This is a genomic window from Pseudomonas khavaziana, assembly GCF_036704165.1.
GTDB lineage: Bacteria > Pseudomonadota > Gammaproteobacteria > Pseudomonadales > Pseudomonadaceae > Aquipseudomonas > Aquipseudomonas khavaziana.
Genome location: NZ_CP129946.1, coordinates 2,543,304 through 2,563,188 on the forward strand (window position 1 = coordinate 2,543,304; position 19,885 = coordinate 2,563,188).

Annotated in this window: 18 protein-coding genes; 13 read left to right on the forward strand and 5 right to left on the reverse strand. The window is 59.6% G+C overall.

Translation table 11 applies throughout. The features are described from left to right. Positions 1 to 7 precede the first annotated feature (7 nt). The 5 genes from moaA (at position 8) to QYQ93_RS11445 (ending at position 4,416) form a co-directional block, all read left to right on the forward strand. Positions 8 to 1,000 (forward strand): GTP 3',8-cyclase MoaA, encoded by a 993-nt coding sequence (gene moaA, locus QYQ93_RS11425; protein WP_057025433.1) that lies wholly within the window; start codon positions 8 to 10, stop codon positions 998 to 1,000. 183 nt (positions 1,001 to 1,183) lie between these two features. Further along, on the forward strand, positions 1,184 to 3,196 hold the full coding sequence (locus QYQ93_RS11430) for a ribonucleoside triphosphate reductase (protein WP_338476953.1): 2,013 nt from the start codon (positions 1,184 to 1,186) through the stop codon (positions 3,194 to 3,196). Positions 3,197 to 3,228: 32 nt separating this feature from the next. Beyond that, positions 3,229 to 3,396, forward strand: coding sequence for an anaerobic ribonucleoside-triphosphate reductase (gene nrdD, locus QYQ93_RS11435; RefSeq protein ID WP_043051191.1), 168 nt, complete (start codon positions 3,229 to 3,231; stop codon positions 3,394 to 3,396). Further along, on the forward strand, positions 3,393 to 4,088 hold the full coding sequence (locus tag QYQ93_RS11440; protein ID WP_338476954.1) for an anaerobic ribonucleoside-triphosphate reductase activating protein: 696 nt from the start codon (positions 3,393 to 3,395) through the stop codon (positions 4,086 to 4,088). The genes nrdD and QYQ93_RS11440 overlap by 4 nt, the downstream gene beginning before the upstream one ends. Positions 4,089 to 4,200: 112 nt before the next feature. After that, positions 4,201 to 4,416, forward strand: coding sequence for a DUF3079 domain-containing protein (locus QYQ93_RS11445; RefSeq protein ID WP_043051193.1), 216 nt, complete (start codon positions 4,201 to 4,203; stop codon positions 4,414 to 4,416). Between the two features lie 37 nt (positions 4,417 to 4,453). Here the strand turns inward: QYQ93_RS11445 and QYQ93_RS11450 are convergent, their stop codons facing one another. Both QYQ93_RS11450 and QYQ93_RS11455 read right to left on the reverse strand, forming a co-directional pair. Next, positions 4,454 to 5,623, reverse strand: coding sequence for an MFS transporter (locus QYQ93_RS11450; protein ID WP_338476955.1), 1,170 nt, complete (start codon positions 5,621 to 5,623; stop codon positions 4,454 to 4,456). A 293-nt stretch (positions 5,624 to 5,916) separates the two neighbouring features. Beyond that, the gene (locus QYQ93_RS11455) at positions 5,917 to 6,846 is read right to left on the reverse strand and encodes a LysR family transcriptional regulator (RefSeq protein ID WP_338476956.1); all 930 of its coding nucleotides are present in this window, start codon (positions 6,844 to 6,846) and stop codon (positions 5,917 to 5,919) included. A gap of 181 nt (positions 6,847 to 7,027) precedes the next feature. Here QYQ93_RS11455 and QYQ93_RS11460 point away from each other — a divergent pair, with 181 nt between their 5' ends. Both QYQ93_RS11460 and QYQ93_RS11470 read left to right on the forward strand, forming a co-directional pair. Then, entirely contained in the window at positions 7,028 to 7,873 is an 846-nt protein-coding gene (locus tag QYQ93_RS11460; protein WP_338476957.1) for an SDR family oxidoreductase, read from the forward strand. A 1,089-nt stretch (positions 7,874 to 8,962) separates the two neighbouring features. Further along, positions 8,963 to 9,667, forward strand: coding sequence for a hypothetical protein (locus tag QYQ93_RS11470; protein ID WP_043051374.1), 705 nt, complete (start codon positions 8,963 to 8,965; stop codon positions 9,665 to 9,667). On the opposite strand, the gene QYQ93_RS11475 is transcribed toward QYQ93_RS11470, so the two are convergent. Then, positions 9,644 to 10,663 (reverse strand): alpha/beta hydrolase, encoded by a 1,020-nt coding sequence (locus QYQ93_RS11475; protein ID WP_338476958.1) that lies wholly within the window; start codon positions 10,661 to 10,663, stop codon positions 9,644 to 9,646. The genes QYQ93_RS11470 and QYQ93_RS11475 overlap by 24 nt on opposite strands. Before the next feature lie 240 nt (positions 10,664 to 10,903). Between QYQ93_RS11475 and QYQ93_RS11480 the strand changes: the two genes are divergently transcribed. Then, complete coding sequence (locus QYQ93_RS11480; protein ID WP_338476959.1) at positions 10,904 to 13,087, forward strand: PAS domain S-box protein; 2,184 nt, start codon at positions 10,904 to 10,906, stop codon at positions 13,085 to 13,087. After that, positions 13,084 to 13,446: a response regulator gene (locus tag QYQ93_RS11485; protein WP_338476960.1), complete on the forward strand. Its 363-nt coding sequence runs from the start codon at positions 13,084 to 13,086 to the stop codon at positions 13,444 to 13,446. The genes QYQ93_RS11480 and QYQ93_RS11485 overlap by 4 nt, the downstream gene beginning before the upstream one ends. 150 nt (positions 13,447 to 13,596) lie before the next feature. Here the strand turns inward: QYQ93_RS11485 and QYQ93_RS11490 are convergent, their stop codons facing one another. Together QYQ93_RS11490 and QYQ93_RS11495 are read right to left on the reverse strand one after the other, a co-directional pair. Next, positions 13,597 to 14,871 (reverse strand): glucarate dehydratase family protein, encoded by a 1,275-nt coding sequence (locus tag QYQ93_RS11490; RefSeq protein ID WP_338476961.1) that lies wholly within the window; start codon positions 14,869 to 14,871, stop codon positions 13,597 to 13,599. Continuing rightward, positions 14,868 to 16,253: an MFS transporter gene (locus tag QYQ93_RS11495; RefSeq protein WP_338476962.1), complete on the reverse strand. Its 1,386-nt coding sequence runs from the start codon at positions 16,251 to 16,253 to the stop codon at positions 14,868 to 14,870. The genes QYQ93_RS11490 and QYQ93_RS11495 overlap by 4 nt, the downstream gene beginning before the upstream one ends. Before the next feature lie 118 nt (positions 16,254 to 16,371). Here QYQ93_RS11495 and QYQ93_RS11500 point away from each other — a divergent pair, with 118 nt between their 5' ends. The 4 genes from QYQ93_RS11500 (at position 16,372) to QYQ93_RS11515 (ending at position 19,876) form a co-directional block, all read left to right on the forward strand. Beyond that, positions 16,372 to 17,277, forward strand: coding sequence for a LysR substrate-binding domain-containing protein (locus QYQ93_RS11500; protein ID WP_124421709.1), 906 nt, complete (start codon positions 16,372 to 16,374; stop codon positions 17,275 to 17,277). A gap of 996 nt (positions 17,278 to 18,273) precedes the next feature. After that, a complete protein-coding gene (locus tag QYQ93_RS11505; protein ID WP_370881260.1) occupies positions 18,274 to 19,185 on the forward strand; it encodes a methyl-accepting chemotaxis protein in 912 nt (303 codons plus the stop codon). 10 nt (positions 19,186 to 19,195) lie between these two features. After that, entirely contained in the window at positions 19,196 to 19,564 is a 369-nt protein-coding gene (locus QYQ93_RS11510) for a response regulator (protein ID WP_043051381.1), read from the forward strand. A 24-nt stretch (positions 19,565 to 19,588) separates the two neighbouring features. After that, the gene (locus QYQ93_RS11515) at positions 19,589 to 19,876 is read left to right on the forward strand and encodes an STAS domain-containing protein (RefSeq protein ID WP_043051382.1); all 288 of its coding nucleotides are present in this window, start codon (positions 19,589 to 19,591) and stop codon (positions 19,874 to 19,876) included. Positions 19,877 to 19,885 lie beyond the last annotated feature (9 nt).

Here is a 19,885-nt window from a genome sequence, read left to right on the forward strand (position 1 = left end):
AGAAGTGATGAACGCGGTCATGCAGGATGGTTTTGGACGCCAGATTGACTATCTGCGAATGTCGGTGACGGACCGCTGTGATTTTCGCTGTGTGTATTGCATGGCGAAAAACATGACGTTCCTGCCGCGCCAGCAGGTCCTGACGCTGGAGGAATTGCAGCGCCTGGCGACGCTGTTCGTCGGCCTAGGCGTACGCAAGATTCGCCTGACCGGCGGTGAGCCGCTGATCCGTCCCGGCATTGTCGATCTGTGCCGCAATATCGCCGCGTTACCGGGGTTGCGGGAACTGGTGATGACCAGTAACGGCTCGCAACTCGGCCGTTTGGCCCGGCCGTTGGCGGAGGCGGGCGTCAAGCGCATGAACATCAGCCTCGATAGCCTGGACGCGCAGAAATTTCGCGCGATCACCCGCAACGGCGATCTCGACCAAGTGCTGGGCGGCATTGAAGCGGCGCGCGGCGCGGGGTTTGAGCGGGTCAAGCTCAACTGCGTGGTGATGAAGGGGCGCAACTTCGATGAAGTGCTGGGGCTGGTGCAGTACGCCATCCGGCAACGCATCGACATCAGTTTCATCGAAGAAATGCCGTTGGGCGACGTTGGGCGCTCGCGGGGCGAAGCGTTTTGCTCCAGCGATGAGGTGCGAACGCTGATCGCCAGCCGGCACCGGTTGCTCGATAGCGCCGAAAACAGTGGTGGGCCGGCGCGTTACGTGCGCCTGGAACGCCATCCCGATACTCGCATCGGCTTCATCTCACCCAACAGTCACAACTTTTGTGGCAGTTGCAACCGGGTACGGATGACTGTTGAGGGCAAGCTGTTGCTGTGCCTGGGGCAGGACGACGCGCTGGATTTGCGTGGCTTGCTGCGCCGCTATCCACTGGACGATCAACCGCTGATCGACGCCGTGCACAAAGCCCTGCACGGCAAGCCATTGCGCCACGACTTCAACCCTGGCGGCGAGGTGCAAGTAGTGCGCTTTATGAACATGAGTGGCGGCTGAACGGGATACGCCGAGTCAACGTGAACCCTCGTTGGCCATGTATTTGTCACCGGTACTGGAGGCGGTTTTTTTGCCTCACAATCTTGATATTGATCAATTGAAAAACCACCTATTGCCCGTAGTCTTCACTGCATATTGTGTTTTTTGTTTATTAAATACCTATATGTGGTGTTTGGAGGCTTAATGCAGAGCACGCTGGTTTCAGTGGGATGTACCCGTTTGCACAAGCGCGACGGCAACCTGGTCGCTTTCAATGCGGACAAAATCCGTCAGGCATTGATCGCGGCGGGCAAGGCCACCGGGGAATATGCCGAGGTAGAGGCCGAAGGATTGCTGCAGGCGGTACTGGTTCGGTTGGAAGGCTTGTCCAGGCTGCATGTCGAGCAAATCCAGGACCGCGTTGAAAGGGTGCTGATGGACGCCGGTTATTTCCTTTCCATGCGGGCCTACATCGTCTATCGCGAACAACACGGGCGTTTGCGCCGTGACCGGCGGACCCTGGTCGAAGTGGCGACGTCGATGAACGAATACCTGGACCGTGAAGACTGGCGGGTCCAGGCCAACGCCAATCAGGGCTACTCCCTGGGCGGGCTGGTGCTGAACGTGTCGGGCAAGGTCACTGCCAACTACTGGCTGGACGAGGTGTACAGCGAAGCCATCGGCCAGGCCCATCGCGAGGCTGATCTGCATGTGCACGACCTGGACATGCTGGCCGGTTATTGCGCCGGCTGGTCGCTGCGGACCTTGTTGCACGAGGGGCTCAACGGCGTGCCGGGGCGTGTCGAAGCAGGGCCGCCAAAGCACTTGAGCAGTGCCCTGGGGCAGATGGTGAATTTTCTCGGCACGCTGCAAAACGAATGGGCCGGCGCCCAGGCTTTCAGCTCGTTCGATACCTACCTGGCGCCGTACCTGCGTAAGGATCAATTGAGCTATGCGCAGGTTCGCCAGGCGATCCAGGAATTCATCTACAACCTCAATGTACCGTCGCGCTGGGGCACCCAGACCCCGTTCACCAACCTGACCTTCGACTGGGTGTGCCCGCAGGATCTACGCGAGCAGATCCCTGTCATCGGTGGAGAGGAAATGCCGTTTGCCTACGGCGACCTGCAAGTTGAAATGGATAGTCTCAACCGCGCCTACATCGAGGTGATGCAGGCCGGTGATGCAAAAGGGCGGGTGTTCACCTTCCCGATCCCGACCTACAACATTACCCATGACTTTCCGTGGGACAGCGAGAACGCTGATCGCCTGTTCGAAATGACGGCCCGTTATGGCCTGCCGTATTTCCAGAACTTCCTCAATTCCGATCTGCAACCCAATCAGGTGCGCTCCATGTGCTGCCGGTTGCAGCTGGATGTACGCGAATTGCTCAAGCGCGGCGGCGGTTTGTTTGGCTCGGCGGAACAGACCGGATCGCTGGGCGTGGTGACTATCAACTGCGCGCGCCTGGGTTATGTATTCAAGGGTGACACCAGCGGTCTGCTCAAGCGGCTGGACTCGCTGATGGAGTTGGCGATGGAGAGCCTGGAAGTCAAACGCAAGGTCATCCAGCACCATATGGATGCCGGTTTGTATCCTTACACCAAGCGCTACCTGGGTACCTTGCGCAACCATTTCTCTACCATCGGCCTCAATGGCCTGCATGAAATGCTGCGCAACTTCACCGCTGACAAAGAGGGCACGCACACCGAACAGGGCCGCCAGTTCGCCCTCAAGCTGCTGGACCATGTGCGCGCCACATTGCTGCGTTTCCAGGAAGAAACCGGGCACCTCTACAACCTTGAGGCGACCCCGGCGGAAGGCACTACCTATCGCTTCGCCAAGGAAGACCTCAAGCGCTACCCCGACATCCTCCAGGCCGGCACGCTGCAAGCGCCGTATTACACCAACTCCTCGCAACTGCCGGTGGGCTACACCGACGATCCCTTCGAAGCCCTGCAACTGCAAGACGAACTGCAATGCAAATACACCGGCGGCACGGTCTTGCATCTGTACATGGCCGAGCGGATTTCCTCGACCCAAGCCTGCAAGCAACTGGTGCGCAAAGCCCTCGGACGCTTCCGCCTGCCGTACCTGACCGTGACCCCGACGTTCTCCATCTGCCCGGTGCACGGTTACCTCGATGGCGAGCACGAGTTCTGTCCCAAATGTGACGAGGTTCTGCTGTTGAAACAGCAACCCGGCACCGCTCATTGATTTCGATCCACTCAATCGCAAGGAGCTTCACCATGACTGCATCGCAAACACTGCCCCAGGCTCAACGTCAACGCTGCGAAGTCTGGACTCGGGTAATGGGTTATCACCGTCCGGTATCGGCGTTCAATCCGGGCAAACAGTCCGAGCACCGCGAGCGGGTGCACTTCACTGAAAGCGCGGCGCTGGCCGCTCGCCAATGAGTCGAACGCTGCGGGTTGGGGGCATGGTGCCCCTGACCACCATCGACTATCCGGGGCAGCTCGCCTGTGTGTTGTTTTGCCAGGGGTGCGCCTGGCGTTGTCGTTACTGCCATAACCCGCAGTTGATCCCGCCTCGCGGCACCGACGAAGTCGATTGGCGGCGGGTATTGGCGTTCCTGCAACGCCGGCAGGACCTGCTCGATGCGGTGGTGTTCAGCGGCGGTGAGCCGACCTTGCAAGAGGGTTTACTTGGCGCCATGGACGAAGTGCGGGCGATGGGCTTTCGCATCGGTCTTCACAGTGCCGGCATCAAGCCAACAGCCTTTGCCAAGGCCCTGACCGGTGCCGATTGGGTCGGTTTCGATGTCAAGGCGTTGCCCGAGGATTGCCAGGCAATCACTCGGGTCGAAGGCAGCGGAGCAGCGAACTGGCGCAGCCTTGAGCATCTTCTGGCCAGTGGTGTGGACTACGAATGCCGTACCACCGTGCATTGGCATCTGTTCAAGCCGGCAGGTCTGTTGACCCTGGCGCAGCGCTTGAGTGAACTGCGGGTCAAACGCTTTGCCGTGCAACTGGTTCGCACCGAGCAGATGTTTGATCCTCAGCTGCCGAGTGTGCTGGCACCTGCCTTGCTTGCGGATCTTTGGGCGGCCATGCGCGAGTTGTTTCCAGCGTTCGTGTTGCGGGGGTAATCGAGGCTACGGATAAACCTTTATTCGAGGTTGATAGCTTGATATCCGTCAAGGATGGCTCCGCACGGAAGCTGTAGGGTGTAAAAACGCCTCTCAATGATTGGAGATCGGCATGGCCAAGCACTTCCCCGTCAACCCCAGCCACCCCGAACGAATCTGTTGGGGGTGCGACCGCTATTGCCCGGCCAAGTCATTGGCGTGCGGCAATGGCTCCGAGCGTACGATGCACCCAGCCGAACTGTTTGGCGAAGATTGGTGCGTGCCCGGTGAGTGGGGGATCGAGCGACCTATCGTTACGGACAAGGCGGCGGATGAAAGCCAGTCATAGGTCACCGCTCTCGGCATCCCTCGGACCGCAGGCTTTTTTACGATGGTCTCAGCTTGCTTTTCATCTGCAGGGCAAGTATGCCGATGGCCACCAACGCAGCACCTACGCCCGCAATCGGTATAAAGGCGAGCCCGAAACGGGTAATGATCCAGCCTGCGCCGATGCCACCCAATGCGGTTCCCAAGTTGAACGAAGCAATATTGAGTCCTGAAGCCACGCTACTGGATTGCGGAACATAGTGATGTGCCAGGCGCAGCAGGCGCAGGGTCGACATGGTCACTAGGGCGAAGAACACCACACCCAATAACCCCACCAGTATTAACGTGGCGATCAGCGAATCGCCCCACACGTACAAGCTCAACAGGGTAAGCATCAACGCCGTCAACCCACCGAGCAAACATCGATCGGCGTCGAATGCATCGACGAGATAGCCGCCAAGCAAATTGCCGAGAATGGAGCAGACACCGAACACCAGCATCGCCAGGCTCAGGATCTGCGGCTGCACACCGGTGATATCCAGCAGGAACGGCGACACGAAGGTAAAGAATGAAAAAGTCGCCACGCTCACCAGCATCGCGATCGTGGCCGCCACCAACAGTTCGCGGTGCAAGAGGGCCGCGAGGCTTTGTTTCAGGTCTGTGGCTTGGTGGGTCGAGCAAAGGGGGCGCTGACGCATCAGAAGTGCCAGGCCTGCGGTGCTGATGAGGCCCAGGCCACCGATGGCCAGGAATACTATGCGCCATGACCAGTAGCTGCCGAGGAAGGTGCCGATAGGCACGCCAAAGGCGATCGAAAGGGTCAGGCCCATCCACACCAGCGATAGCGCTCGCCCTGCGCGCAGCGGGTCGACCAGTTTGACCGCGGCGTTGGAGGCCACGGCCATGAATACCCCATGGGCCAGGCCGATAATGAAACGTACGCCATGCAGGGTCAGAATATCAGGCGCCAGGCTGATGACCACGCTGCCAGCGGCAAGCACGCCGAGGGTCAGCAGCAATACGGTTTTGTCGCGCCAGTTGGCCAACAGGGCCGTGATGATCGGGGCGCCGATGGCGGCGCCCAAGGCGTAGGCCGCGATGGCTGAGCCGACGTGCGAGATGGACTCATGCAGATCCACCGAGATGGCCGACACCAGGCCGGCCACGACGAACTCGGATAAGCCGAATGTAAAAGTGCAGAGCGAAAAAATGTAGATGACGGCTGGCATTCAGCGTCTCCTTGTCGGTGCATGAATCGGGGATCCTGCCGCTGCAAGTGCACTAAGTTGGCGTCGTCATGAACCGACTGCCATGGTGGTGCCCGGAACTCGTTCTTGCAAAAGTGGCGGTGATAGTGCGGTGCTGACAGGGAGATGAGAAATACTATAAAAGTCTCTGACTAAGACTATTGGCGGGCATTAGTCACGTGTTGATGACAGGAGTATCAATGCCGGGTGAACGGTTTGGTTAGTTGTAATACGTAGCAGGGTGGTGTATTGCGGGGAGGGAGGCACGCATATAACTAACTAAGATGCTCCCCCTCAACCTGGGAAACGGCATTGAAATCGAGCATGGAAATGAAACTGCCCATCAACGGTGATTCGTTGTGGGTGTTCCAGCTCATGTACAGGCCGATTGCCGGGTTGGGGGAGGCGGTCACGGGGGAGATCCGGCGGAACAGGACCTTGTCGCGCATGATTGAGTTGGCAATCGACTCAGGTACCAGGGCGACGCCGAAACCACAGGCCACCAAGCCGATCAGGGTATGGATCTGCGCGGCCTCCTGTACCACCCTGGGGTAAAAACCAGCGGCTTCACACAAGGCGATAAGCTGACTGTGATAGCCGGTACCCAGGGCTTCTGGGGTAAATACGAAGTCTTCCCCGGCGAAATCCCTCAAGTCGATCTGACCTTCCTTGGCCTTGGGGTGATGGGCGGGCAGCGCCATCACTATCTCTTCATCCAGTAACAGGCGTGACTCGACGTTTTCTGCCGAGATCGGCAACTTGCGCATGAAGGCAATATCCGCTTCTCCCGACAGAATAGCCTTGGCCTGGCTGGAGGAGGGCATCTCCTTGATGATCAACTGGACTTTGGGGTAGGTCTCGCGGAACTGACGCAGGGTACTGAGCAGTGACTCGTAGTAGGCGATCGATACCGCAGTCACCGTGAGTTTGCCGGCAATTCCCTCGGACACTTGGCGGGCATGTTCTATGCCCAGCTCCAACTCCTTCAAGGTGCTGTAGGCCGCGCTCAGGAATGCGCCGCCGGCCGGGGTCAGCTTGACCCCGCGTTTATTGCGGGTGAACAGACTGAACCCCAGCTTGTCTTCCAGGCGATTGATGGCCTGGCTCAATGGCGGCTGGGCCATGTGCAGGCGAATGGCGGCCTTGTGGAAATGCAACTCTTCAGCCACGGCGATGAACTGGCGCAGCAGGCGGGTTTCGATCATTTCTTCTGTTCCTTCATTTGAACTGATCAGCGGACCGGGGCTGCAATGGTACCTCATCAAGGATTACACGGATTTAACATCAACTTGATATGCGCCGAGTATCAACTTGCGCCGCCGTTAGTATTAAACAGCGTAGATAGACCTTGTTAAGGTGAGGGGGGCACTCAAGAGGAAACAGCCAATGAACTTTACAGGAAAGACTGCCGTTGTAACCGGCGCTGGCCGGGGGTTGGGTTTTAGTTACGCGCAAGCGTTAGCCTCGCTGGGCGCCAATGTGGTGATCAGTGATATCGGCGCCGATAAGCTCGGCGCGGGGGGCGATGGCTCCATCGCCATGCAGGCGGCAAAAACCCTCAGTGACCAGGGTTTAAACGTGATAGGGCACCATGGCGACCTGTCCAGCGAACAAGGTTGCGAGCAACTGGTGGCAACGGCCATCGAGCCGTATGGCCAACTCGATATTTTGATTCACAACGCCGGTTGGGTCGGCTACCAATCTATTGAAGAAGCCGATGCAACCTTCATAGGCCGTGCGGTGGATATCAATATCTATACACCCGTGTGGCTATGCAAACATGCCTGGAAATACCTCAAGCAATCTGCTGCCGCACGGGTCGTGCTGACGTCATCCGACCGTGCGATGTACCAGCAATATGCCCAACCGGGCCTGGTGGCGTATGCCGCTGGCAAGATGGCACAACTGGGCATCATGAATGCATTGAGCATGGAGGGCGCGCAAGCAGGCATCCTGGTCAATGCGGTATCACCAGTGGCCAAGACCCGCATGTGGGGCGTGACGGGCGAACCGGAGAACCTCAAGCCTGAATGGGTCACGCCTGGCGTGGTGTTCCTGGCGTCGCAGCACTGTCAGGACTCCGCTTATGTGCTGCGCGCCAGCAATGGTCAGTTTACGGCGACGCGGTTTGTCGAAAACCCAGGCGTCGACTACCCCGTCGACCTGGCCCGAGTGAAGGCCACCAGCGCCGAACAAGTTGCCCGGCTTTGGGATCAAATCAAGGCGTGTTGAATATGTCTGCTCAGGAAGAGCTCCATCTGTATTCACCGTGCCAGGCCGATCTGGGTGAAAGCCCGGTCTGGGATGACATCCATCGCTGTAAAAGCGGAATCCTAAGTGGCCGCTACCGCAGCAATGGATATGTACTCGGGTTGTTGGGTTATTGGGGCGAGTACATATCCGTTGCTCAGGTAACGGCCACTATAGGTTCCGCCCTTACGGCGGGTCACTTTCGAAAAGCGCGAAAGTAACCAAAGCGCTCTTGCCCCACCACTCGGCACCTCGCCCAGGCTCGGTGTGCCCGTAATCCGACAGGGATTTGGGGGGCCGCCGCCACGCGCCATCCATGGCGCGGGGCGGCTAAACCGGCATCCCTGCCGGTTTACCCCCCAAATCCCCGTCGAATTCCGGCCAGCGTGGTTTAACGGGGCGCCTGAGATCAAAAACACAGCGAGGCGGCCTTATAGCCGACCTGATCGTTGAAGCGTGCGCGTCCCCCTGTGGGAGCGGGCTTGCCCGCGAAGGTCGTTAACGATGACGCTGGAAACCAGACAGAACGCGGCGTTCTCAGGTTTTTCGCGAGCAAGCTCGCTCCTACAGAGAAGCAGAAGCGCCGCCAGCGTATCTGCGATGCGCAGCGAGTCGCTCTTGATCTTGCTTTTGATCTTAGGCGCCCCGTTAAACCACGCTGGCCGGAGTGAGGGCACACCGAGCCTAGGCGAGGTGCCGAGTGGTGGGGCAAGAGCGTTTTGCTTACTTTTGCCTGGGCCGGCATTCCGGCTTTTCAAAAGTGAGCCGCTGTAAAAGCGGAACCATAAGTGGCCGTTGCCCAAATAACGGATATGTACCCAAGACGAAAACCAACATCCTGCTCGGCTGTCAGGCCGCCACAGGAGCAAGCTCCCTAGTTTTCTGCGCGACAGCGTCACATCGAAGATGTGGTGGGGACTCCCACATTTGACCGAGGCGTGTCACGTAGATGCCTGTCGATTATGAGGCTACAACGCCTGTTCCTGTATGAAGCGCACAGGGTAGCCAATACAATCGGTGACTTTCTGACCTGAAGACTTCAAAAGCGCAGAATCACCAGGGATACGACTGTTGGATAATGAACTGGATATCGCTAAACGTTATGGACTGTTTTGGGCATTAAGCTCAGTGGCGGAGGATGACGGGACGCCAATAGCAGACGGTACTTACATTTACCAGCCTGAGCGATTCTCTGAGACCTTCTGGGTTCTCTTCGAAAAACTTCAGCAGCTCAATGACTACTGCTTCCTGCAGCTCGTGACTGTCGATCAGCACCACTCGACACTCGTCGATCAGCGCGAGTCGTACATGGCGGATTCGGGAACCGGCGCTGAAGCGCTGGACTGGCTCGATGACCAGATTCCACGCTGGGAAGACAATCTGACCGTAGTCACTCAGGCGACCTCCATTGTGTTGCTATGCAGCTTTGTGGAATGGGGGTTGAAGCGTGTGGTGAAGGATCTGTATGGAGCGATTGCGCGCAAACCTTCCGGGTCTCGCGTGAGCGATATCCAGTTCCTCTTGGAGCACCTTGAATCCTCAGGACTGTCTTATGTGGTAGATGCGCAAGTCCTGAATACCGTTCACAGCTTTAGAGGCATTAGAAATGCTTTTGCTCATGGTGAGTGGGCCGCTATCGAAGAGCAGCTATCCAATGTTTCGCTACGCGACTGTTTCGAAAACGTTTCACAACTGTTTGCGTGTTTAGAATCAGCCTCGTGGGACGGTCCCTGGAGGAGCGACGTCTTGTCGTCATCCAAGCCTCCTGCTCCGTAGCCAGTTGCTTATGGCTTCAACCAGTTCCATCTTGCACTCCACCGGCAACCAATGCCCGCCGGGTAGGCTTGTCACGGTGAGATCTGCGCAGGCCGCCCGCATTGGATCGCCCAGCCGATTACCCTTGATGGTATTCATCTGGTCGTAATCGCCGTTCACAAACAGCACGGGTAAAGACAAGTGGCCGCCATTGGGCGCCCTTTGGGCATATTCAATGTTGGCAGCGTCGTTTAAATACCATGCGCAGGGAGCGCGGAAACCATGGGCCTCGAAGCTGCGCACCAAATGCGCGAAGTCTGCCTGCGGCCAGAGCGCAAGGTCTGGCTGGGTGAGTGGCGCCCGGTGCGCCTGGCCAAATCGTCCGCCTTTGCGGGTCACTTCGGCATTGGCTGCAACCCTGCCGATACTCGCCGGGTCGCCTCGTCGATAAATCGACGCCAGCGATGCAGCTTTATCCGCATCAAGGTCAGCAATAGCGGATTCAAAGTGTGTGTTGTAGTAGCGGTAATAATCCCATTGACCGTCCGGATACGTGTCCGCCGGATAGATCGAGCGGTCAACCAGTGGGACGAGCGTCGGCAGGGCGTTAGTGGTGGGGAAGTACGGGACCGAAATCAATACAACCCCGCGGCTGCGCTGGGGTTCATGGGCGACCAGTTCACCCGCCACGACGCTGCCCCAATCGTGGCCCACCCAGATGGCGGGCCTGCCACCGAGATGGTCGTGAAGTTCTGCCATGTCGGCCACGATGTTTTCAAGGGTGTACGCATGCGTGGGGGCTGGTGCAGAAGAGCTGCCATAACCGCGCATGTCGGGTGCAACGCAGTGCCAGCCTTGTGCAGCGAACGCTTCTATCTGTGCGCGCCAGATCAGGCTGAGCTCCGGCCAACCGTGCAGGAACAGCATCAATGGCCCATCGGCCGGTCCCATCTCTACATAGTGCGTCGTATGGCGCGGGGTCTTGAGGACACGCGAGGTCAGCTTGGAAGTGGACACAGTCTCTCCTCATGCTACGTCGGCTGATAAACTCGAAGCGGCGACACTATACTGAGCGGTATGCTTCATGTTTCGTTCCCATTTTGAGCTTTCCAGCACCTCTGGCGTCCCAGGCAAAGTCTTGCATGTGAATGAAATTTATCCACGGTGGAATGTCTTCTCAGCACATACACTCAGGGAAGAGCTGAAGGCGGCAGTAGCAGGCGCGTTTTTCAACACAGGTGCAGTGAGGATGGAAGTATGTTGAATGTTGATCAGTCCCCCAGAGCCACACGCGAACCCAGTGAATACGAGAGCCTGGTCGCGATGGGGACTCACTTGCTCGATGTGATTCCGGGGGCGATCTACCTCTGTGACCGCGACGGGTGGCTTGTCAGGTTCAACAGCGAAGCGGTTAATCTGTGGGGACGAACACCTGCCCTGGGTAAGTATGGGGACCGCTATTGCGGCTCATATCGACTTTATACGACAGACGGCGCGCCATTGGCGGTCGACGAATGTCCGATGGCGTCAACGCTCAACGCAGGCCTGTGTGCGCGTAACCAGGAAGTCATGATTGAGCGCCCGGACGGGTCGCGATTCGTCGCGCTCATGAATATCCGCACCCTCAGAGACCGGCATGGAGAAATCCAAGGCGCGATCAATTGCTTTCAAGACGTCTCGATGCACCACGCAATGGCCGAGGAATTGCGGCGCAAAAGCTCCGATCTCGAAGACTTTTTCGAAAACAGCGCCGTGGGCCTGCATATTGTCAGCGGCGAGGGCATTATCCTGCGCGCCAATAAAGCCGAGTTGTCGCTGCTGGGCTATACCGCGGACGAGTACATCGGCCGTCATATCACTGAGTTTCATGTGGATGAACCGGTGATCGGCGACATCCTGCATAAACTCGGCAGCGGTGATTGCCTGAACAGCTACCCGGCGCGCCTGCGGGCCAGGGACGGCACCATCAGGCACGTCGCGATTACCTCGAATGGGCGGTTCGAAGACGGCAAGTTCTTCAACACGCGTTGCTTCACCATTGACGTGACCCGCGTGCACGATGCTGAAACCGGGCGTCAGGAGAGCGATGACCGGCTGGCGGCGACCTACGAGGCGGCGACCATCGGCATTGCCGAGGCGGGCGAGGACGGCCGTCTGCTGCGGGTCAATGATGCCCTTTGCACCATGCTCGGGCGGTCTCGTGAGCAATTACTGGCGATGACCTTCCTGGACTACACCCACCCAGACAGTGTCGAGCAGGACGCGGCGTTATACGCCCGGCAGGTGGCGGGTGACCTGGACAACTACGTGCTGCGCAAACGGGCGGTGAAGCTCGATGGCCAGGCGCTTTACCTGGATGTGCATAGCTCCTCGGTCAGGGCGCCCGATGGCCGGTTCCGCTATGGTGTGCGGGTCATCCAGGACGTCACGCTGGCCCGAGAAATGGAAAACCGCGTGCGTGAAAGCGAGCGGCACATGCGCGATCTGCTCGAGGCCATGCCGGCGGCGGTCTACACCACCGACGCCGAGGGGCGTATCACCTTCTTTAACCGTGCGGCCGTCGAGTTGTCGGGACGCACGCCGCAACTGGGGGACCTGTGGTGTGTCACCTGGAAACTGTTTAACACCGATGGCTCTTTTCTGCCTCACGACCAATGCCCGATGGCCGTGGCGCTCAAGGAAAACCGCGCCATACGCGGCGTCGAGGCCGTCGCCGAGCGCCCGGATGGCACCCGCGTGCCTTTCACGCCATATCCGACCCCGTTGCACGACGCCGAAGGCAACCTGATCGGCGCGATCAACATGCTCGTGGATATTACCGAGCGCAAGCAGGCCGAAGACCGACAAAAGAACTTGATCGACGAACTCAATCATCGGGTCAAGAACACCCTGGCCACGGTCCAGTCCCTGGCGTCCCAGACCGCACGCAACGCGCAGGATGCCAAAGACGGCTACACCCGGTTCGAAGCCCGGCTGCTGGCCTTGTCACGTGCCCACGACCTGTTGACCAAGCGGCACTGGGGCCTTACGCCGCTGGGAGTGCTGGCCCAGGAAGTGTTGGTGCCGGTGTTTGGTCATGATTCCGGTCGCGTGGTGATCGCCGGTGATGCCGTCGAGGTTGACACCCGCGTCGCCCTGAACCTGACCATGACGCTCAATGAACTGGCGATCAACGCCCTTAAATACGGAGCGATGTCCACCGACCCCGGGACACTCACGGTGGCCTGGAGCGTTCTACCGCAGCCGAGCGGCGCGCTGCTCACCGTGGACTGGCGCGAACAAGGCGGGCCTGCGGTGTCCACGCCGGAGCGCGAAGGCTTGGGTTCGCGGTTGATGAAGCGCTGCATCGAGCGTGATCTGGGTGGTTCGTTCGAACTCGACTTCGCCCGTGAGGGCGTTCACTGCCGCTTCTCGTTTATGCTCGCTGAGAACCAGACATGACCACATTCCCAGGCACCAAAGTGCTCCTGGTTGAAGACGAGGGCACCATCGCCATGTTGATCGAGGAAATGCTCGAAGACCTGGAGTGCACGGTAGTCGCCTCCGTGGCCCAGCTCGCCAAGGCGATGCAAGTGGCAGATGTGGTGGATGTCGACTTGGCGATCCTGGATGTGAACATTGCTGGAGAGCGCGTTTTCCCTGTGGCGCGGATTCTGCGGGCCCGCCACATTCCGTTTTTGTTCAGTACGGGCTACGGCAACAGCGGCCTGCCGGAAGAGTTCAAGGACTGTCAGGTGCTGCATAAGCCGTTTGCGGAAAAAGACCTTCGGTTAAAAATTGCGCAGACGCTGGAGTCTTAAGTAAAACCCACGATCCTGTCGCGAACAACATCGCCATTTTCCGTAAGGCCGAGCCATTTACGAACAGCGTTCAACCTACAAAAAAAGTCCGGGCAAGCGCAGCGGCGCTCCCGGACCAAAGGTTGCTACATGCTCATCAGACTCCCCTAATCAAAACCTCGGCTTGACCGCCTTCCACGTCGGGTCATAACGCTGCATCTGCCGCACGTCGTCGCGCTGGCGAATGCCACAGGTCAGGTATTGATCATGCAGCTTGCCGAGCTGATCGTGGTCCAGCTCCAGGCCCAGCCCCGGGGCCCGGGTGATTTTCACGCAGCCATCGACAATCGGCAGCTTGCCGCCCTTGATCACTTCTTCGTCCGGCTCTTGCCAGGGGTAATGGGTGTCGCAGGCGTAATCGAGGTTGGGCACCGAGGCGGCGACGTGGGCCATGGCCATCAGGCTGATACCCAGGTGCGAATTGGAGTGCATGGACACCCCCAGGCCAAAGGTCTCGCACATTTTTGCCAGCACTTGGGTGTCGCGCAGGCCGCCCCAGTAGTGGTGGTCGGCGAGGACGATCTGCACGCTGTCCTGCGCCACGCTGCGACGTAACTCTTCGAAATCGGTGACCACCATGTTGGTCGCCAGCGCCAGGCCGGTGCGTTTATGCAACTGGGCCATGCCCTCCAGGCCCGGCGTAGGGTCTTCGTAATATTGCAGGTCATCACCGAGCAGTTCGGCCATGCGGATCGAGGTTTCCAGCGACCAGTTACCGTTCGGATCGATGCGCAGCGGATAGCCGGGAAACGCCTTTTTCAAGGCCTTGATGCACGCCACTTCATGCTCCGGCGGCAAGGTACCGGCCTTGAGCTTGATGCTCTTGAAGCCATAGGCCTCGATCATCCGCCGCGCCTGGGCAACGATCTGCTCTTCGTTCAGCGCCTCGCCCCAGCTGTCCGGCTTGTAGGGTGAATCCACGTGTTGCGCATATTTGAAGAACAAATAGGCGCTGAACGGAATCTCATCGCGTATCGCCCCGCCCAGCAGGTCCACCAAGGGTAGGTTCAGGGCATGTGCCTGCAGATCGAGGAACGCCACTTCGAACGCCGAATAGGCATTGCTCACCGCTTTGCTCGCGTGGGAGCCCGGGGCCAGTTCGGCGCCGGCCAGGGTCGGCGGTTTGTTCGCCGCCACCGTGGCTTGGACAATAGCCCGCAGTTGATTGAGATTGAACGGGTCAAGACCGATCAGCTGACTTTGCAACTGCTGCTGGATCGCCAGCGCCGGGGCGTCGCCGTAGCTTTCACCGAGGCCGATGTAGCCGGTGTCGCTTTCGATCTCAATGATCGAGCGCAGAGCAAAGGGTTCGTGAATGCCGCTGGCATTGAGCAAAGGCGGATCACGGAAGGCGATGGGGGTGACGGTGACGCGGGTGATTTTCAAGAGGCTGCTCCCGTTGCATCAGATTTCAGGGCTGGGTGACTGACCGGCTTGCATGTGCGGGCGTCTTCAGGCGACGAACCCGGGCTATTGCCACGCGGCGCGGTTCGGGCGAAAAAGATCACCACGGCAGCCACCAGCGAAACGCCGGCCAAACCGTACAGCCCGCCCTCGATGGACCCGGTGGTCTGCTCCAGCAAGCCGAACGTGGTCGGGGCCACGAAGCCGCCAAGGTTACCGATGGAATTGATCAGGGCGATCACCGCTGCCGCGATGCGCGCATCCAGGTAGCCTTGCGGGATTGGCCAGAACAGCGCCGAGGCCGCCTTGAAGCCGATCGCGGCGAAACAGATGGCGACGAAGGCGAAGACCGGCCCGCCGAAGGTGGACATGAACATGCCGAACGAGGCGATCAACAGCGTCAGCGCGACCCACGCCTGCTGGTATTTCCATTTGCTGGCCATGGCGGCGAAGCCGTACATGGCGACGATGGAAATGATCCATGGGATCGAATTGAACAGCCCGACCTGGAAATCACCGAGATTGCCCATCTTCTTGATCATGCTCGGCAGCCAGAACGTGGCGCCGTAGATGGTCAGGGCAATGGAAAAGTAGATGAAGCAGAACAGCGCGATCTGTTTGTCGGCCAGCAACTTGAACATCGACGGCTTGACCGTCTGCGTGGCTTCCCGGGCCCGCTGCTCCTGGTTGATGGCGGCGATCAGCGCGGCTTTTTCTTCTTCGCTGAGCCACTTGGCGTCCCGGGGGTGGGATTGCAGCCAGAACCAGACAAAACCGCAAAGGGCGATGGACGCAAAGCCCTCGACCAGGAACATCCACTGCCAGCCGTGCAGGTTCAAGCCATCAATGTGCAGCAACGCGCCGGATACCGGGCCGGAGATCACCGAGGCGATGGCCGAGCCACTGAGGAAAATCGCCATGGCCTTGCCGCGTTCGGTCGAGGGCAGCCATTGGGTGAAGTAGTAAATGATGCCGGGAAAGAAGCCGGCTTCTGCGGCGCCGAGGATAAAGCGCAGCACATAGAAGCTGGTTTCACCCTGGACGAAGGCCATGGCCATCGCGGCGGCGCCCCAGGTGAACATGATGCGCGTCAGCCAGGCGCGGGCGCCATAGCGTTGCAGCAGCAGATTGGAAGGCACTTCGAAGATCGCATAACCGACGAAGAACAGCCCGGCGCCCAGGCCATAGGCGGCAGCGCCGATGCCCAGGTCGGTTTCCATATGACTGCGCACAAAGCCGATATTGACCCGGTCGATGTAGTTGACGATGAACATGATCACGAATAACGGCAGGACGTGGCGCTTGACCTTGGCGGCAGCCCGGGCAAGCACGTTCGGGTCCGGTGGACTCTGCAGGGTATTCAATGAGCGACTCCCGATCGTTGTTTTTGTGGGGATTGCTGGTGACGTAGGTCGATCATGGACGCGGGTATTGATCCCGTCTAATCTAACTTGGTATTCGATTGATACCTGGATTAGATCAATGTTCGAACTGAGCCATCTGCGCTGTTTCACCACCGTCGCCACTGAGCTGAATTTCCGCCGCGCTGCCGAACGGCTGAACATGACCCAGCCGCCGCTCAGCCGGCAGATCCAGTTGCTGGAGCATCACTTGGGCGTCGAGCTGTTCACCCGTAACACCCGCAACGTCGCCCTTACCGCGGCCGGCCGGGCGTTTTTCATCGAGGCGCAGAACCTGCTCGAGCGCGCCCAGCAGGCCGCAGTGACCGCCCGGCGTTTTGCCCAGGGCGACATCGGCTCGGTGAATATCGGCTTCGTCGGCAGCGCGGTGTACGAGTTCCTGCCCAAGGTCATAGCCGAGACACGCATCACCCAGCCCCACGTGCGAATCGACCTGTCGGAAATGAACACCTACCAGCAGCACGAGGCCTTGCGCGCTCGACGTATCGACCTGGGCATTGCCCGTGCACCGTTGCTGGAACCCGGGTACGCCACCGAATGCCTGGTCCGCGAGCCCTTTGTGCTGGCCGTCCCCAACACCCATCCACTGGCTGATGCCAAAACCGTGTCGGTCAAGGACCTCGACGGCCAGCCGTTCCTGATGTACTCCCACGCCGCCTATCCGCCGTTCAACGAACTGCTGACCGGCATGCTGCGCTCTGCCCGCGTCGCCCCGGATTATGTGCAGTGGCTCGGCTCATCCCTGACCATCCTCGCCCTGGTCAACGCCGCCATGGGCCTGGCGCTGGTGCCCCGTTGCGCCACCAGCGTAGTGTTCAAGAACGTGGTGTTCCGCGATATCGACCTGGGCGAAGGCGTACAAAGCGAGCTCCATCTGATCTGGCGCGAGAACAACGACAACCCGGCGTTCGCGATGCTGCTGGAAGGGATTCGGCACGCGGTGCGCGACGGGTGGGGAGGAGGGTGAGGGGCCTGGTCTTGGCTAAAGCCGTGCACCCTGGGGCATGGTTATCTACACAACTCTGACGTAGCGACCGTCAGTAACCACGATGCGAAGCGAGCCGCTGTTGATCTTGATCTTGATCTGCTTTTGATCTCAGGCGCCCCGTCAAACCACGCTGGCCGGAATTCGACAGGGATTTGGGGGGTAAACCGGCAGGGATGCCGGTTTAGCCGCCCCGCGCCATGGATGGCGCGTGGCGGCGGCCCCCCAAATCCCTGTCGGATTACGGGCACACCGAGCCCAAGCGAAGTGCCGAGTGGTGGGGCAAGAGCGTTTTGCTTACTTTTGCGCTTTTCAAAAGTGAGCCGCCGTAAGGGCGGAACCCTAAGTGGCCGTTACCTAAATAACGGATATGTACTCGGTCTGATCCAACATCCTGGTCGGCCCTGAGGCCGCCATCGGGAGCAAGCCCCCTCCCACATTTGCACCGCTCGGCATCAGTTGGATACCCGTCGTCCACCAGGCCGTCGCGGGAGCAGGTTCAGGGCCACGCCAAAGTTGTGTAGATACCCATGCCCCCAGGGGCCAGGCACCCGGGTCCGTCACCTGATGGTCATAAAACAGACGGAAGGCACAGCAGAATCCTAAAGTTGCGAGGTATTGGGCAGATATCCCCTATGTCGCCTATATCCGCAACACTGTTCAAGGATCGAACTCATGACCCAGCGTCAATCCGGCTGCATTTCCCTTCCTGGTTATCCGCGTTTTTGCTGGTTCGCCCTTATACCGGTCGTGCCTGCCGTTGGGTGGCTGCTGGCGCAATCAGCCTCCTCGGCCAATCTGCTGGCCTGCGCGGTACTGGTGCTGACGGGCTTGGGTGCTTGTGCCTGGAGCACACATTCGCAGCGCAACGCTGTGCTGCATGCGACGGCGCGGGCGCAGGCGGATCAGTCGGCGGTGGACGCAGCGCACCACGGCATAGCTTCCCGCGCACAGCTCGATGAAGTGCTGCTCGGCGCCATGCCGATCTGGGCCAAGCAGGTGGAAAGCTCGCGGCACCAGACCGAAGAAGCGATTGTGAGCCTAGCCAACCGTTTCACCGGGATCGCCGCGCGATTGCAGGAAACGGTACAGGCCTCGCAGCAGGCTGCCGGCGAACTGGATGGGCAGTCGGCCGACGGCGCGCTCGAGGTACTGGCGCGCAGCGACAGCGAGCTGAGCCAGGTGATCAATTCGCTCAAGGCCACACAGACCAGCCGTGACCAGACCCTGGTCCAGGTCCGCAGCCTCACCGCCTATACCAAGGAACTGCGCGCCATGGCCGCCGACGTGGCGGCGATTGCCGCGCAAACCAACCTGCTGGCCCTCAACGCCGCCATCGAGGCGGCGCGTGCCGGTGAGGCCGGGCGCGGCTTTGCGGTGGTGGCCGATGCGGTGCGCAGCCTGTCGAACAAATCCAGTGAAACCGGCCAGCAGATGTCGGCCAAGGTCGACATCATCAATAACGCCATCACGCAATTGGTGCAGGCCGCGTCCAGCAGTGCCGACGAGGACAGCCACTCGGTGGCCGAGTCCGAAAACAGTATTCAAAAAGTGCTCGAGCGCTTCCAGAGCATCACCGGGCGCCTGGCCGAATCCGCCGACCTGCTCAAGCAGGAAAGCTACGGCATCCGCGATGAGATGACCGAAGTGCTGGTCAGCCTGCAATTCCAGGACCGCGTCAGCCAGATCCTCAGCCACGTGCGCGACAACATGCACGCCTTGCACGACCACCTCCTGCAGGCCAGCCAGGCGCCGGACCAGGCGGTGGGCGTCGACGCCCGGCAGTGGCTGGCGCGCATGGAAGCCACCTATGCCACCGACGAACAGCGGCGCCTGCACCACGGAGTGGCAGCCGCGCAGCCGAATTCCCAAGACATCACCTTTTTTTAAGGAGTACACCATGGCGAAGAATGTATTAGTGGTCGACGACTCCAGCAGCGTGCGACAAGTGGTCGGCATTGCCTTGAAAAGCGCCGGCTACGACGTGATCGAGGCCAGCGACGGCAGGGATGCCCTGAGCAAGCTCACCGGGCAGAAAGTCCATCTGATCATCAGCGATGTGAACATGCCCAACATGGACGGCATCACCTTCGTCAAGGAGGTCAAGAAGCTGGCCAACTACAAGTTCACCCCGATCATCATGCTGACCACCGAGTCCCAGGAATCGAAGAAGGCCGAGGGCCAGGCCGCCGGCGCCAAGGCCTGGGTGGTCAAGCCGTTCCAGCCGGCGCAAATGCTCGCAGCCGTTTCCAAGCTGATCCTGCCTTGATCATCCGGCGCCAGGGAGGCTGCCATGCCCATCAGCACTGAAACACTCGACGGCACCACCTGCGTGCGCATTGAAGGCGAGTTGACGATCTACACCGTGGCGGAACTGGCGGCTGCGCTGCTGCCGCAGATGGGCGCCACGCCTCGCCTGGAGCTGGACCTGTCACAGGTCACGGAAATGGATGGCGCCGGTTTGCAGTTGCTTGCAGTTGTCCAGCGTGAGGCGGGTGTTGCCGGTACAGCCTTGAGTGTGACCGGCCAAAGTCAGGCGGTCATGCACGCACTGCAACTGTGCCGTAGCGCAGGCTTGTAGTCGCCACTT

Bases quoted from the DNA above. Each gene is read 5' to 3' on its own strand.
- moaA (WP_057025433.1), top strand. From the start codon at position 8: ATGAACGCGGTCATGCAGGATGGTTTTGGACGCCAGATTGACTATCTG.
- QYQ93_RS11430 (WP_338476953.1), top strand. From the start codon at position 1,184: ATGCAGAGCACGCTGGTTTCAGTGGGATGTACCCGTTTGCACAAGCGC.
- nrdD (WP_043051191.1), top strand. From the start codon at position 3,229: ATGACTGCATCGCAAACACTGCCCCAGGCTCAACGTCAACGCTGCGAA.
- QYQ93_RS11440 (WP_338476954.1), top strand. From the start codon at position 3,393: ATGAGTCGAACGCTGCGGGTTGGGGGCATGGTGCCCCTGACCACCATC.
- QYQ93_RS11445 (WP_043051193.1), top strand. From the start codon at position 4,201: ATGGCCAAGCACTTCCCCGTCAACCCCAGCCACCCCGAACGAATCTGT.
- QYQ93_RS11450 (WP_338476955.1), bottom strand. From the start codon at position 5,623: ATGCCAGCCGTCATCTACATTTTTTCGCTCTGCACTTTTACATTCGGC.
- QYQ93_RS11455 (WP_338476956.1), bottom strand. From the start codon at position 6,846: ATGATCGAAACCCGCCTGCTGCGCCAGTTCATCGCCGTGGCTGAAGAG.
- QYQ93_RS11460 (WP_338476957.1), top strand. From the start codon at position 7,028: ATGAACTTTACAGGAAAGACTGCCGTTGTAACCGGCGCTGGCCGGGGG.
- QYQ93_RS11480 (WP_338476959.1), top strand. From the start codon at position 10,904: ATGTTGAATGTTGATCAGTCCCCCAGAGCCACACGCGAACCCAGTGAA.
- QYQ93_RS11485 (WP_338476960.1), top strand. From the start codon at position 13,084: ATGACCACATTCCCAGGCACCAAAGTGCTCCTGGTTGAAGACGAGGGC.
- QYQ93_RS11500 (WP_124421709.1), top strand. From the start codon at position 16,372: ATGTTCGAACTGAGCCATCTGCGCTGTTTCACCACCGTCGCCACTGAG.
- QYQ93_RS11505 (WP_370881260.1), top strand. From the start codon at position 18,274: ATGCCGATCTGGGCCAAGCAGGTGGAAAGCTCGCGGCACCAGACCGAA.
- QYQ93_RS11510 (WP_043051381.1), top strand. From the start codon at position 19,196: ATGGCGAAGAATGTATTAGTGGTCGACGACTCCAGCAGCGTGCGACAA.
- QYQ93_RS11515 (WP_043051382.1), top strand. From the start codon at position 19,589: ATGCCCATCAGCACTGAAACACTCGACGGCACCACCTGCGTGCGCATT.